The organism is Oceanispirochaeta sp., from assembly GCF_027859075.1.
In the GTDB taxonomy this organism is placed as follows: domain Bacteria; phylum Spirochaetota; class Spirochaetia; order DSM-2461; family DSM-2461; genus Oceanispirochaeta.
Window position 1 is genome coordinate 1 of the sequence record NZ_JAQIBL010000139.1, and the last position, 14,357, is coordinate 14,357.

At 44.3% G+C, this 14,357-nt stretch carries 15 protein-coding genes; 6 read left to right on the forward strand and 9 right to left on the reverse strand.

All coding sequences use genetic code 11. The annotated features are described in order from the left end of the window. Window positions 1–95 precede the first annotated feature (95 nt). Complete coding sequence (locus PF479_RS08010; protein ID WP_298004631.1) at window positions 96–734, forward strand: cyclic nucleotide-binding domain-containing protein; 639 nt, start codon at window positions 96–98, stop codon at window positions 732–734. Here the strand turns inward: PF479_RS08010 and PF479_RS08015 are convergent. Both PF479_RS08015 and PF479_RS08020 read right to left on the reverse strand, forming a co-directional pair. After that, on the reverse strand, window positions 717–1,646 hold the full coding sequence (locus PF479_RS08015; protein WP_298004634.1) for a 2-dehydropantoate 2-reductase: 930 nt from the start codon (window positions 1,644–1,646) through the stop codon (window positions 717–719). The genes PF479_RS08010 and PF479_RS08015 overlap by 18 nt on opposite strands. Next, window positions 1,643–2,524: a pyridoxamine kinase gene (locus PF479_RS08020; protein ID WP_298004637.1), complete on the reverse strand. Its 882-nt coding sequence runs from the start codon at window positions 2,522–2,524 to the stop codon at window positions 1,643–1,645. The genes PF479_RS08015 and PF479_RS08020 overlap by 4 nt, the downstream gene beginning before the upstream one ends. A 95-nt stretch (window positions 2,525–2,619) precedes the next feature. Between PF479_RS08020 and PF479_RS08025 the strand changes: the two genes are divergently transcribed. Further along, a complete protein-coding gene (locus PF479_RS08025) occupies window positions 2,620–3,435 on the forward strand; it encodes a hypothetical protein (protein ID WP_298004640.1) in 816 nt (271 codons plus the stop codon). On the opposite strand, the gene folE is transcribed toward PF479_RS08025, so the two are convergent. From folE to PF479_RS08055, 6 genes are all read right to left on the reverse strand, one after another. Next, window positions 3,413–3,970: a GTP cyclohydrolase I FolE gene (folE, locus tag PF479_RS08030; protein WP_298004643.1), complete on the reverse strand. Its 558-nt coding sequence runs from the start codon at window positions 3,968–3,970 to the stop codon at window positions 3,413–3,415. The two genes, PF479_RS08025 and folE, sit on opposite strands and share 23 nt — an antisense overlap. Further along, window positions 3,963–4,463, reverse strand: coding sequence for a 2-amino-4-hydroxy-6-hydroxymethyldihydropteridine diphosphokinase (folK, locus tag PF479_RS08035; protein WP_298004646.1), 501 nt, complete (start codon window positions 4,461–4,463; stop codon window positions 3,963–3,965). The genes folE and folK overlap by 8 nt, the downstream gene beginning before the upstream one ends. Next, complete coding sequence (locus tag PF479_RS08040) at window positions 4,460–4,840, reverse strand: dihydroneopterin aldolase (protein ID WP_298004649.1); 381 nt, start codon at window positions 4,838–4,840, stop codon at window positions 4,460–4,462. Before PF479_RS08040 ends, folK begins: the two co-directional genes overlap by 4 nt. Beyond that, window positions 4,830–5,576 carry an SDR family oxidoreductase gene (locus PF479_RS08045; RefSeq protein ID WP_298004652.1) on the reverse strand — a complete coding sequence of 249 codons (747 nt, stop codon included), beginning with the start codon at window positions 5,574–5,576 and terminating at the stop codon, window positions 4,830–4,832. The genes PF479_RS08040 and PF479_RS08045 overlap by 11 nt, the downstream gene beginning before the upstream one ends. After that, window positions 5,577–7,226 (reverse strand): putative manganese-dependent inorganic diphosphatase, encoded by a 1,650-nt coding sequence (locus PF479_RS08050; RefSeq protein ID WP_367277214.1) that lies wholly within the window; start codon window positions 7,224–7,226, stop codon window positions 5,577–5,579. A gap of 119 nt (window positions 7,227–7,345) precedes the next feature. Next, complete coding sequence (locus PF479_RS08055) at window positions 7,346–7,999, reverse strand: NlpC/P60 family protein (protein WP_298004655.1); 654 nt, start codon at window positions 7,997–7,999, stop codon at window positions 7,346–7,348. 88 nt (window positions 8,000–8,087) lie between these two features. Here PF479_RS08055 and PF479_RS08060 point away from each other — a divergent pair, with 88 nt between their 5' ends. From PF479_RS08060 to PF479_RS08070, 3 genes are all read left to right on the forward strand, one after another. Then, window positions 8,088–8,882 (forward strand): DUF2797 domain-containing protein, encoded by a 795-nt coding sequence (locus PF479_RS08060; RefSeq protein ID WP_298004658.1) that lies wholly within the window; start codon window positions 8,088–8,090, stop codon window positions 8,880–8,882. Window positions 8,883–8,936: 54 nt separating this feature from the next. Next, window positions 8,937–10,169 (forward strand): hypothetical protein, encoded by a 1,233-nt coding sequence (locus tag PF479_RS08065; protein ID WP_298004661.1) that lies wholly within the window; start codon window positions 8,937–8,939, stop codon window positions 10,167–10,169. Window positions 10,170–10,412: 243 nt separating this feature from the next. Continuing rightward, window positions 10,413–12,569: a cation:proton antiporter gene (locus PF479_RS08070; RefSeq protein ID WP_298004663.1), complete on the forward strand. Its 2,157-nt coding sequence runs from the start codon at window positions 10,413–10,415 to the stop codon at window positions 12,567–12,569. Here PF479_RS08070 and PF479_RS08075 read toward each other — a convergent pair. Further along, window positions 12,566–13,330 (reverse strand): queuosine precursor transporter, encoded by a 765-nt coding sequence (locus PF479_RS08075; RefSeq protein WP_367277213.1) that lies wholly within the window; start codon window positions 13,328–13,330, stop codon window positions 12,566–12,568. The two genes, PF479_RS08070 and PF479_RS08075, sit on opposite strands and share 4 nt — an antisense overlap. A gap of 91 nt (window positions 13,331–13,421) precedes the next feature. Between PF479_RS08075 and PF479_RS08080 the strand changes: the two genes are divergently transcribed. Further along, a complete protein-coding gene (locus PF479_RS08080; RefSeq protein WP_298004666.1) occupies window positions 13,422–14,120 on the forward strand; it encodes an HAD family hydrolase in 699 nt (232 codons plus the stop codon). Window positions 14,121–14,357 lie beyond the last annotated feature (237 nt).

Genomic DNA, 14,357 nt, shown 5'->3' on the forward strand with positions numbered 1-14,357 from the left:
AATGAAAGACGCAGGATATTACTGCCGGACCCGCCAGAGTAAAGGGGAAACAATGATGGCCGCATGCGGTCAGTTGGGCAGCAGGAGTATAGAGCATGAAAGCACAGGATCATTCATTTAATAAGATGATGCAGAATATACCGCCCCTCGCCGTTATTTTTAAAGAGGGCGAAATGAGCCGGGTCATGTATGTCATCATGGCAGGTGAGGTCGAAATTCGGAAAAAAACAGGTAAAAACTCCTATAAAACTCTGACAGTACTGAAAAAAGGGGATTTTTTTGGTGAAATGGCGATCATCGAGAACAAGCCTCGAACGGCAACGGCTGTGGCCAAGGTTCAGACCAAATTAATCATGCTGGATACGGATGCATTCTATAACATGGTGAATAAAAGTTCTGACTTTGCATCAAAAATGATCAAAACTCTCTCTTCACGATTGAGAAAGGCAGATCAGCTGATTGAGTATCTTCTGGGGTCTAATGATGAAAAACAGGTGATTATGGGACTGGCCGTTTACGTCAAAAGTCACCCGGAAACAGACATGGGCAGCGGCGAGTTCAGGATTGATCTGAGAGAGTTCCTACGCTGGTCTTCCCAGAACCTCGGCTATCCCGATCAAGTGCTTCAGGAGGCCATCAAACGGCTGATTATACGCAAGGTTGTCTCCGTACAGAATACTTCCGGAAAAATCTCAGAGATCTTTGTGGCTCAGAACCTACTGTCCCGGCTTTAGCTTTGAATACTGTTCCTGAATATACTTAAGCTGATCTCTGAGCAGGGATACTCCCTTCATGGTGCAGCCTCTATCAGATGCGGCCTGCAGAGGTCTGTCATACATGTATTCAATTTCCATAGGGCGGCCTGAGAGATAGTCTAGTTTCATACTGGGTTCATAGGGAGTCATCTTCTCGGTGAAATGCAGCATCTTTTCAACCGCTTTCTTTCCGATGGGGCAGCCGCAAGTTGCCGCTCCCTCCAATACTTCCATCATAAGGGTTTCTATTATTTTTCTGGAGTACCTATTTTCCATCATTGCCTTTGTATTGCAGTTCAGGGTCACACTGAGGCCATTGTAAGGAATATTCCACAGCAATTTCCGCCAACGTGCCTCCTTCAGATCCTCTACCAGAGTCACAGGTATTCCCGCTTCCTCCATCAACTTGCCGATACGGTCCCGTAAAGGCCGCTCTTTTTTATCCAGGGTTCCCAGAGTTATGAGGCCATAATCCAGGTGTTCAAAGACGGCCGGTTCCTTCTTCCGGGCACAGATAAAGCACATTCCCCCCAATATGGGATTGTCAGGAAACCAGCTTTGAAATTCCTCTTCCATCCCCAGGCCGTTCTGAAGGATGACCAGAGCCGTTTTTTCATGGACCAGGGTCATCAAGTGCTCTCTCAGCCCTTTGTTCGCAGTGGTCTTCAGAGATATCAGGAGAACGTCCGAGGGGGGCATCCTGCGGGCATCCTGGAAGACAGACGGGGTCTCCAGATGGAAATCACCCCGGGGGGAGTTGACCTTGATTCCCTTTTCCTTGATCTGTCTGTAATCACTTCGTGCCAAAAAGTGAACTGTATTGCCTCTTTCGGCCAGACGTCCACCATAGTAGGCTCCCACAGCTCCGGTTCCGTATACTGAAAATGTCACTCTAAGACCATCAATTCACAGAGGCTCATGTTTTCAGGAGCCATCAACTGGTAGATAGATTTTTCCATTAGAACTCCTTCTCTCCGGGGTGTGTTATGGCCAAAAGTGTTTCTGATAGCATGACTGACAAAATGGACCGCTCTGTCGATGGCTGCCGGGAGGCTGTCGCCCAGAAGGAGCTTTCCAGTGATCACACTGGCAAAAATATCCCCCGTACCAGGGTAGGAGACTGGAATATGCAGGGTTTCGGCTTTCCAGGTTCGGTGGAATTTTTTTTCATAGGCCAGGACGGTATTGATGCCCTCCTTTCCTTTGAGAGGGATACTGGTAATCACAACCTTCTCCGGTCCTTTTGAAGCCAGTTCCTGAAGAAGATCAGCCGCCTCTTTCAGTGTGATTTCCTTTTCATAATCCCTGTCCAGCAGGAAGCAGGCCTCCGTGTAGTTTGGCGTAACCAGATCGGCATGTCCGACCAGTTTTTTCATCCCCTCCATCATATCATGACTCATCGGCCCATAAAAAGAGCCGTCATCTCCCAATACAGGATCAATGGTAATGAGCTGATTGTCAGTTTTGAAATGACGGATAAGTTCTTCCAGTATTAATATTTGCCTGGGGGACCCCAGAAAACCCGAATAGATGCAGTCAAAACTGAGAGGAAGAGTTTTCCAGTGATCAACAGTCTTTTCCATCACATCGGTGAGATCGTGAAAGACATAGTCTTTAAAACCGTCAGTCTGTGTGGAAAGCACAGCTGTTGGCAGCGGGCAGACATTTATGCCCATGGCGGATAGAATCGGTAGTACAATTGTCAGGGACGAGCGGCCGTAACCGGACAGGTCATGAACGGCAGCCACTCGGGGAATCGGGTTTTTCATACAATGATTTTAATGGATAGATGAAGTATTGAGAAGATCTCAATAAAAATTCCTATTTTGTCGATTATATTAGTAGCAACAGGAGGGTGTGAAACTTGAGGATGACATTGACCAGGGAAGAAGAGAAAGCCTTTTTTCTATTGATGGGAATTTCAGGACAGGGAGTCAATCCTGGTGATGAAGTTTCTCTCAAGAAAGCCTTCCGTACAAAAGCTAAAAAGGCGCACCCCGACCTGGCCGTCGGGCTTGGAATAGATCCCCGGATAATGCAGCAGCGTTTTCAGGAACTCAACGATGCCTTTAATATCCTGATGGAGCGTCTTCAAAAGGAACCACTCCCTTACACAGTCTGCAAGAAAACACCATCAAAACCGGATGAACCCGACAGATCAGTCAGGGCCAAAAACAGAGAGGCTTACAAAGAAAATATTTCTCAGAAAAAATCCGGTAGAGTGAAAAGTGATTTTACTGAAAAGAAGAAGGGAACGAAAGATTCGGGAGATTTTTTTTACAGCGGTAAAACTCCTGCAAGAAACCTCCGCTTTGCTGAATATCTGTATTATTCGGGGACAATCTCATGGACCGACCTGGTCCAAGCTCTCGTATGGCAGTATAGAAACAGACCTAAAATCGGTGAAATGGCTTCCGAGACTGGGCTATTGGTATTTGAGGAAATCCTTGAGATTCTCAAGGAAAAAAAGTTTGGAGAGCTTTTTGGAGAAGTTGCCGTCCGACTGGGTTATCTGAACCGGACCAACTTGACTTCCCTGGTAAGGGAACAGAAAAAACTGGGCCTTCCTATTGGTCACTATTTTCTATCATCCCATAAGATGACTCAAAATATACTCTACAAAAAGCTCTCTGAAAACAGACGGCATAATATTCTATTTAGTGACCGATCAGACTCATAAATTCTTCTCTTGTGGCCACAGAGGAGTGAAAACTACCAAGAACCGAAGAGGTTACCATAGATGAGTTCTGCTTCTGAACCCCTCTCATCATCATGCACATATGGCGGCATTCCATGACAACTCCCACACCCTCGGCTTCCACCTCGTCTCTGACTGTTCTGGCTATCTCGGCGGTGATGCGCTCCTGAATCTGGAGGCGGCGTCCATAGAAGTCTACTATCCGGGCTAATTTGCTCACACCTAATACTTTGTTTTTTGCAACATAACCGATATGACAAACCCCGAAAAAGGGGAGCATATGGTGCTCACAGAGGCTGTACACTTCGATGTCCTTACAGACTATCATATTATTGGCTTCTGATTCGAATACGGCATTGTTGACAATCTCATCAAGATTCATAGAATACCCGCTTGTCAGAAATTTATAGGCTTCGGCGACTCTCTCGGGTGTCTTTAAAAGACCTTCCCTGTCGGGATCCTCTCCGATCTCAACAAGAAGCTCTCTTATCAACTGAGATACTTTTTCTTTATTCATGAATCATTCTCCTTATTCTCTCGGTAAATTCAATCAATGGATGCATATTCTCTACACTTGTATTTTCTTTGTTAGAGGGATGAATTAGATCTTTTAATTTCCCTTGTCCCGGAAGAATCAGCTCGGGATTCATTTCCAATAATGGGACATAAATAAAATTTATTTTCAGTAAGTCCGGGGAAAAATAATCGCCCATCAGGAGAATATCCAGATCCAAAGTTCTTGAAGAATTGGGATCATCTGATCTGACTCGGCCGCACTTAGATTCAACGTGGTTTAGAATTTTTTTCAAATCGAATGCATTCCCGGGATATCCCTGGAGGACCCAGATTCCATTAATGAAGGATGGGTTTTCCTTATGAACCAGAGGTTCAGTTCTATAATGGGTCGAAAGGGATTCTACCTGTATTCCCAGGGATGCAAGCTCTTCCAAGGCTTGCGGAATATTCTTTTCCGGTTCCAGATTGGAGCCGACTCCCAGGTATATTTTCATGCCTTCCGGAATATTTCGACACCCACAGAGCGGGCAAAACGCAGGGCCGTTGGTTTTTCCACTTTGACTCGAGCAGCCTGGACCCCTTTATAGCCGAGGCAGCAGCCGCTGACGGCAGAAGCCAGTTTTTCCACAAGAAGAAAGGATGAGTTTTCAACCAGGGTCATGATATCCAGATTCATTTTTTTATAGTTCACAGTATCTTCAATATCCTCGGTTTCAATAGATTTTGAAAAATCCGTATAGAGGGTGAGATTGATGTTCACATCCTGTTTGTTGATCCTTTCATCCGGATTAATACCAATGATACAGCGTAACTGAAGATCTGAGATGATAATTTTGTCCATACTGTTATAATCAATGCCGTTATAATCCATAAAAACTTCCTTTCAAGTGACGGCCTCCGTCAACAAAGAGAACCTGTCCCGTTATAAATGTATTTTTGATAAGAAAAAGCATGCTTTCGCTGACTTGATCGAGGGTTCCAATCTTATTCAGTGGATTGGTATGTATTCTTTTTTTAAGGTATTCATAGGACTCGCCGGGAGGCGGAATAACCAGACCGGGGGCCACCGCATTAACCCGGATTGATGGTGCCAGTTCTTCACTCAAAATTCTGGTCAATGAAAAAAGGACTCTTTTACTGATATGATAGGCCAGATGCTGTTTATCGTTGTCCAGAATCCTTGTATCCAGAAAGTTAATGATGCACTCTCCCGACCGGGATTCTCTGGCAAAGGCTCTGGACAGGAAAAAAGGACTAAGGGCATTGACCTGAATGTTTGCTCCAAAATCTGATTCTTTAACATCCTTATAGGTCGATTCAGGAAATAATGACGCAGAATTAACGAGATAATCAATATTTTTGGTAATGGAGAGGGCCTTGCTCATCAGTTCCTCTCCTGATTCCGGATAAGATAGATCCTGCTGGATAGCCCAGGCTTTCTGTCCATTCATCCTGATGACCCTGGCCAACTCTTCCGCTTCATCCTCTGAGGTATTGTAATGAATCAGAATATCCGTACCCTCACGGGCCAGCTTCAGGGCGCAGGCTCTGCCAATGCGTTTTGCACTCCCTGTGATAAGTGCTGTTTTTCCCTTGATTGTTATCATTTAATCTTTCTGCTTCAATTTTAATTCTTCCAAGACACGGAGTATTTCCGGAAGAAGCTGCTTCTTTCTCGATAATATGCCGGGCAGAGTATAAAGCTGATCACTGATCTTATCATAAATCAACTTGGATTCGGCCTCATCCATTTTTGTGACAAGGAGACAGCTTTCTTCCTTGATGACATTGGTCACCAGAAGAAGCACCCAATCCAGATTCTTATTCTTTCTGAGGGCTTCCATGGAATTCAGGTATTTCTCTTTCATCTTTTCAATATCTTCAAGGGTGATGACTTCTGCCTGTGAAATTCCCACATTCAGTTGTTCTCTGTAGATTTTAAAATCAGCTTTCAGTACTTCAACAGGTTCCATCTCGTCCAAAGAGGAGTTTTGACTGAACAGTTCCTGACCAAATGACTCCAGTTCCAGGTTTGCTATAGTGAGGAGTTCTTTGACGGCATTTCTATCCAGATTTGTGGTGGTGGGAGACTTGAGAAGAACCGTATCTGACAGGATTCCAGAGACCAGAAGGGTCGCAGTTTCAGAATTGATGTCTACCAGGTTCATTCGAAAGTGACTGAACACGATGGTGCAGGTACTTCCGACAGGTCTTGCATAGACATAAATCGGTTCCTTGGTCCTGCTGTTACCCAGTCTATGATGGTCCAATATTTCAAGGATCTCCGTTTGTTCCGCCCCGGGAACACTCTGATCAGTTTCATTGTGATCCACCAGGATGAGCCTTTTCTGAGGTTTTTCAATAAAACAGCGCCTGGTGACAATTCCGGAGAATTGATCATCTTCAAAAACAGGTAGACCCCTGAGGCGGGAGTTCACCAGTATTGTTTTGGCCTCATCAAAGCTCTGATCACTTCGAAGGCTCTGAGGATTTCTGTTCATCACATTTTTGAGAGGTGTGCTCAGCCTGAGGAGTCGGATTGTCTCGGCTGTATCACTATGGGATATAAAAACCGTTCCCTGATAATTTGAAAAATTAATCGGAATCTCTTCATCCCGAGACATCCCTGTCAGGATGATGGCGGGAAACTGCTCTTTTACGGCAAACTGAAGGATGTCTTCTCTCAAACCAATGACCAGAAGAGGTTTGAGCGGAAGCATCTGATTGATCCGTTCCTTGCTTATTTCATAGGGCATGGCTCCGGTCATGATGGGGGCATCAAATTCCTGTTCCTTTCCCCGTCTGTAGAAGTACCCGGGCACTACAATCTTGAAGTTGTTGATTCTAAAGTGGTACACAGGTCTTTTAATCAGGTTATCATTAATCAGAAAAACGGATATTTCATGTAGACTGATGATGCCTCTAAATTCTGTTTCTTCTTCAAAAACAGGAATTACACTGAGATTTTCTTCATCCAGACGGCGGATAGCCGAGAATAATGGATCGTTCATGTCCAGGGTGGGAATATTTCTCTTGGCAACATCTGCCACAACGGGACTGATATTCTTCATCAGTCGGGGGGCTTTGAGATTCAGTTTTTCAAAAACCAGCCGGGTCTGTTTATTCAGATGACCGCAGCGGATGGGAATATAACGGTTAACCTGGTCTATTTCGTTTTTAAGAATGCTGTAGCAGTAAGCACTGCAGATGGAATCCATATCAGGATTTTTGTGTCCAGAAATAAATATGTCAGCCAGGGTATAACTCCTTGGTCAATAAAAACGGGTTTTTATTTTCCTTTGTTTTGATGTGGATTATAATGATTCCACCCTGACCTGTCCATGATTTACACCGATGATTCGCAGCTGTTTCGGAGCTATGACTTTTTTAGTTCATATGCCCGGGCGGCTTGTTTCAAGAGTTGACTTGAAAGCCAGAGAGTAGCATGACCTTTTTCGGCCCCTCTGGCTCGTATGGGGGAATTTCTTTTCAGGTCATCGGGAGACAATAAATTCATTTTTGCCAATACAATTCCCTTCCTGTAGTTATAATGAATGAAAAGAATGTTTCCCCCATCGTCTATGCTCACCACCATACCTATGTGGGTCAGGGTATCATTTATTTTCCCGTCACCGTTCTGGTCATACGTATTATCCCAGAAGAGCAAGTCTCCCGGTTCCAGATGGGGCTGTTTGTAGAGAAGTTGTCTATCCTCCATAAACTCATACAGTCTCTGAACGCCTCCGCCGGAATAACTTCTCAGAAAAGGTTGAAGATCAATTTCCGCTTTGTAATAGACGGCCATGACCACACCGGAACAATCCATATTGAATTTTCTGCCATTAATTTCAAGGGACTTTCTCCCCAGAGCCCACTGGGCAGAATCAATCAGATCTTCCTGGATTTTTGTGATTTCCTGATCTTCCTTCATAGTCATCGCTTCACCGGCTGCTCCGGGAACAGTGCTGCAGGACTGAAGGACCATGACTACCAAAAACGGAAGAATGGTAGCTTGAGATAATTTATGCATGAACAACTCCTGCTAAAGCTGTAATATATAAAAATATCTTAATTCATTGAGTTTCTGCTGTAAAGAAGGAAGAAACGGGGAGTTTATTGTGACAGAAATAAATATACGGAAAATGCACAGTGTGTATCAGTCACCTATTCAATATACCCTGGAGGGAGAAAATGAACAGATTCAGATGAATTCCCTCCTGGGGGAAACTATCAAAATCTATTTTGAAGGGATTATTCATTGTGTGGTCTGCGGTAAAAAGATAAATAAGACCTTTGCCCAGGGGAGTTGTTATGATTGTTTCAGGAATGCCTCCGAAAATTCTGAATGCATCATCCGGCCGGAACTTTGCAGAGCCCATGAAGGAAAGGGGAGAGACCCGGCATGGGAGGAAAAGAATCACAATGTTCCCCATTATGTCTATCTGGCCCTCTCCAGTGCTGTGAAGGTAGGTGTCACCAGTCGGGACCAGATTCCTACCCGCTGGATTGATCAGGGGGCCAGCGAGGGTCTGATTCTTGCCGAATGTCCCAATCGTTTTCATGCGGGAGAACTGGAAGTGTTTCTTAAAGATTCCTTCACAGACAGAACCAATTGGCAGCGGATGCTTAAAAATCAGGTATCCCCTGAATCTCTGGTTCAAACGAAGGAAAAACTGGCAGCGGATCTGATGGAACCTTATTCCTCATGGGTCACCGATCATAAGGAAGCCCTTGTTCTGGAATATCCGGTTCTTGAGTATCCCGAAAAGGTCAAATCCCTCAAGTTGGACAGGGATAAGATCATCGAAGCTGTCCTCATGGGCATTAAAGGACAGTATCTTCTATTCCAGGGGGGGCAGGTTCTGAACGTCAGGGCGCACAGCGGATACAGGATCAATCTGGACTATTCATAGAAAAATGTCCAAAATAAATTATTTACTTGACCATGACTGCAAAACAGGGGGATTATGTCTATAATGACGGGTATGTCTCCAGCCGAAAGGTCTTATCAGAATCCACCACCTCTGTCCTCTTCCCTGCTTCAGGCGGTGTTGCCTTCTGAGTCGGTCCTGCCTTTATCCATGCCTATGACTCTTGTTTTGAACACCACCGGTTTGAGTGTTCTGAAAAACAATCATATCAGGGGAGAAAACAGTTCCACAGGGTATGAAGTACCAGTTACCGAGTATAAGCCTGATGTCATTCGAAAACTACTGTTAAAAAACTGCCTCAACCGTATAGATATTCGTCTGGATGATGTCGTTCGGCACCGAAGGGATATTCTGGATGTCACCAAAATTCTTTTCTTTGCTGTTCTGTACAAGCAGTTCCGCAGAGATTTACTTGAAAAGACTGTCACTACATCACTGATCCAGCAATGGAACCGGCAGCATCCTCGTCAGAAGCTGGATGTGTCTTCTGATCTATCCATGAACAGTGTGGAGAAGTCTCTGGATGGAAAAAAGGAAGAACAGGCTCTGTTTAGACGGAATCTGCTGATACGCCTATGGAAAGATCATTACAATTTGTTTCAGGATGACGAACAGTATAAAAAAATGGGTATGGCAGAAAAGTTGATCCAGGAGATGCATCCTCTCACCATGTTCATCCTCCTTGGGTATAGAAAGCATGATGAAATAAAGCAACTGATAGATCAGGTTATTGAAACAATAGCCCAGTATATAAAACGTTTCGATCTACCGGAATTTAATGGCCTGGTATTGCTTGAATACCTTCAGAGTTCGGAGCGTGAAAATCTGATTTCTCTCTATCGAGATATTCTTGAAAAGGGAGGCCGGCATACTGAGGATTATCCCATGAATGATCAGATCCGCAATGAATTGATCAAGAGGAAAATATCTCCTGAAACCAGATTCAGTTTTCTCTTTGAAACTAAAAACAGTTCCAACCGTGGTCAGGTGAACCGCATCAGGACCATGGTCATCAGCGGTGACAAAGAATCCAAAGAGATCAATGATATCCTGTTTCACAGAGATAACAGCCGTCTGGACAAGTGCAGTGTCAAAGATTATCTGGAACAGGATGGTCAATGTGATGAAAACTATAATCCGGAAATACTCTATTATTATCTAAGTCACCTTGAAGAAGCCTGCAAAGAAACGGGATGTGCCTTTTCATCTTTTGTTAACTGCGGCTCTGATACCAGGCTGTCCATGACTCATCTTGTATTTGACAGTTGAAAAATGAATATACTGAGCCTATTCAGACCTATACGAAAGAGGCCGGGTTGTCTCTTTTTGTGATAAATGGATATCCATGAATGAAATACCTCTGTATCTCTCCCAACTTTAAAATTGACCGGCTTTCTTTTCTTCGAAAAAATTTATCCCTTAATCTCTGACATTTTTCATTTCTTATTTTCACAATCCTAAATTGTTGTTATTGTGTGAACTAAAAGAAACAAACACCATTAGGATACCACCGTGCGTAAGAAGAGTCTCATAATCATTTCTGTTTTTCTTGTCCTGTTTACATCTCCCTTATTTGCCAATGGCGCTGGGGAAAGCAGTCTTGTTGAGAAGATGACAGAACTTGTTTTTCAGATAGGAATCATCCTTTTCGCCGCCAAACTGGGCGGCTATCTTATGAAAAAAATCAATATGCCCTCGGTTTTGGGAGAATTGATGATAGGTATCATTATTGGCCCCTATCTCCTGGGTGGTCTTCCTTTTTTCGGTTTTCAGCATGGACTCTTTCCCCTGGTTAATCCGGAGTTTCCCGTTACACCCGAGTTGTATGCCTTTTCCACCGTGGCTTCTATCATCCTCTTGTTTCATTCTGGATTGGAAACGGATCTATCCCTGTTCCTTCGCTTTTCTGTCAAAGGAGCAGTGATTGGAATTGGCGGTGTTGTTGTTTCTTTCATATCCGGAGCCTGGGCAGGAAGCCTGATAACAGGGCTTCCCATGACGGCTCCTGTGAATCTTTTTCTGGGAGTCATCAGTACCGCTACCTCCGTGGGTATCACGGCCCGTATCCTTTCCGAACAAAGAAAAATGGATTCTCCCGAGGGAGTGACGGTTCTGGCAGCAGCAGTCATCGATGATGTCCTGGGAATTATAATTTTGGCCATTGTTCTCGGGATTGTCTCTGTTATGACAGGCCATGGAGGAACAGTCCACTGGGGCTCCATCGGTTTCATTGCCTTGAAAGCCATTGGAGTCTGGCTTGGATTTACAGTCGTCGGCCTGCTTTTTGCCCGTAAAATCGGGAACAGCCTCAAAATATTCAACAGTGAAACTTCCATCGCTATTATGAGCCTGGGCCTTGCCCTGATTCTGTCTGGTCTTTTTGAAAAAGCGGGTCTGGCCATGATCATCGGAGCCTATGTCATGGGACTCACTCTCTCCCGAACCGACTTGAGTTTTATCATACAGGAAAAAATCCATCCCCTTCAGGAGTTTTTTGTGCCCATCTTTTTCTGTGTCATGGGTATGCTGGTAGATGTCAGTGTGGTCCTCAAACCCGAGGTCCTCATGGCAGGTGCCCTATTTTCTCTGGTGGGTATCCTGTCCAAGATGATCGGATGCGGTATTCCCTCTCTGTTTTTAAATTTCAATCTTCTGGGCGCTTCCAGAATTGGAGTAGGAATGGTTCCCCGGGGAGAGGTTGCACTGATTATGGCAGGAATTGGAATTTCCGCCGGAATCCTCAATCCCAGCCAGTTCGGTGTGGCTGTGCTTATGACCCTTATGACCACTTTAATTCCGCCGCCCATACTGACTCTCCTTCTGAAGAAGGAGGGAATGGGTACCAGAACAGAAATGAAGGGTACAAAAACAGTTGTCAATGATTTTGACTTTCCCTCTCATGAATTGATGCATCTGGCCCTGTCCAGGGTTGTTGGAGCACTCCGGGCAGAAGGGTTTTATCTTCATGATATGGAACTGGATCATCACATTTATCAGATTCGAAAGGATGATGTTTTTTTAACCATTCATGAATATTCTGATTCTTTTGAGGTTGTTTCCGACCCAGAAGATGTTTTTTACATCAAAACGGTTGTCTATGAATCTCTCCTTGAAGTTAATAATACTATTGAGAGTCTTAAAACCATGGCCAGGCCCGGGGAATTGAAAAAAGAACTGGCCGCTGATGACAACACTCGAGTGCAGAACAACTTCTTCAAGGAGATCAGTGAACATTGTATCATCATGGATCTAAAAGGGAATGATAAAAACGGTATTCTTTATGAGATGGTTGATCGTATGGATAATGATGGAAAACTGCTTGATTATGCAGACTGTCTGCAGTCCGTATTAGACAGGGAAGCATCCATGAGTACGGGTATGCAGAATGGAATAGCCATTCCCCACGGGAAATCTGATGGTGTTCGTGAGCTGGTTGTCTCCATCGGCCTGAAGAAGGAGGGGATCGACTTTAATTCACTCGATGGGCTACCCACGAAGGTTTTCATCATGACCCTGTCTCCCAAAAAAAACACAGGACCCCATATTCAGTTTCTATCATCCATCAGCGCCATTCTGAATAAACCTCATTTTATTGAAGACCTTCTCGCCTGCTCCGATCCAGCGTCTTTAAAAGAATTGCTGGTCAGAGAGGCGAAGGAAAAAGCTTAGATCTCTTCGGGGATAAGTCCCTTTCTGTTCATCATGACAGCCAGATAAATGAAAGGGGTATCGAGTAGGGCGACAATCCATTTCAGTATGTATGTAGACAGGAATATCTGTAAAAGCACATTTAAAGGCAGGGTCCCGGCAAATGCAACCAGGGTGAACACGATGGAATCTATCAGCTGGCTGATCATGGTACTGGCATTGTTTCTGATCCAGATAAAACGGTCGGCTGGCCATTTCTTTTTCCAGAAATTATAGGCCCAGACATCATGACTCTGTGACATGCCAAAAGCCAGAAGACTGGCCAGGACAATCCGGGGCATCAATCCGAAAATGTTTTTGAGTGATTCATTGGCCCAATCATCAGGGGATGGCTGAAACCAGAGGGCCGCCTGAAAGAGACACATCGATACAATCAGGGATAAAAATCCCACAACCACGGCCCTGGTTGCCGATTTCTTACCATAATTCTCTGATAAAATGTCAGTTACCAGAAAACTTGAGGCATACACAATATTCCCCAAGGTCGCATTTACCCCGAATAGATCAACCAGTTTCAGTACCTGAATATTGGCGATTATGGCGGCAATAGGAATCCAGATATAGAGGCCTGTCTTTCCAAAGAGTCTGTAAAAAAGTAAAATAAAGAGGAAATTTGCCAACATCATGGCAAACCAGAGGAGTTCGTTCAATGGTTTTCTCCCAGTTTTTGATTTATAGATGAACTGACGTGCTTCATCCAGAGGGTGGGTATAGTCTGGCACCGCCCCTTATGCAGATTAACAATCGGCGATGCCATAATAGCGGTCAACACATTCTCCTGCAAGAAGAGAATCCCCATAAAGGAAATTATATATGAAATATAAAGCCCTGCTCTTTGATCTATTTACCACTCTGACGACATTGAGTCATCTGAAGGATGCGCCCGGAAGGAATTCCTATGAAATACTGGGTATTTCCCGGGAGGAATGGTCAGATGCTCTGTTTAATCAGTCCCGGAACAGATTGGTTGGCAGGATTATTGATCCCGTGGATATTATTCGGGATGTGGCCTGGAAAATCGACCCCTCTATTTCTGAGGAAACTCTCCGTGAATGTGCATCAGAAAGACGTATACGCTTTCATTATTGCCTGAAACATCCTCCAGAGGGAGTCGTTGAATCCTTGAGAAACATCAGAGCCGCCGGGTATAAGATGGGGCTTGTCAGTAATGCCGATGTCATTGAGGTTGAAGGATGGGCAGATTCGGATTTAGCAAGCTGCTTTGACACTGCCGTTTTTTCCTGTCATGAAGGTTTTATGAAACCCGATCCTGAAATATTTATACTCTGTACAGACAGGCTCTTTGTACATCCTGAAGAGTGCCTTTATGTAGGAGATGGAGGAAATAATGAGCTCATCGCCTCTGCCCAAGCCGGTATGACAGCCGTGTTGACCAGCCAGTTCCTGCAGCTGAATTCTCCCGAAAAAGTCCTGGAAAGAGAAAAAACAGTAGCCCACCATATCCGGAATCTAAATGAAATATTGCCGCTAATAAGTCGTTTGCAGTCATGATTTATTTCTCCTTCTGTATCAGCCTAACAGCTCATACAGCCCTTTACAGTCTAGTGAGGATCACCTATGATTGATACAATAACTCTTATGTAAAAAGGAACCGGATTCTTTATGCTCCAAAGTACTCCCCGGTTTATTTTATAAAAGATAAAAAAACTAAGGATATTTATTTGGAATTTAAAGAATTACCCCTCAGCGAGTCTACGCTGAAAGCTGTTGAAAAAATGGGTTTCAAGG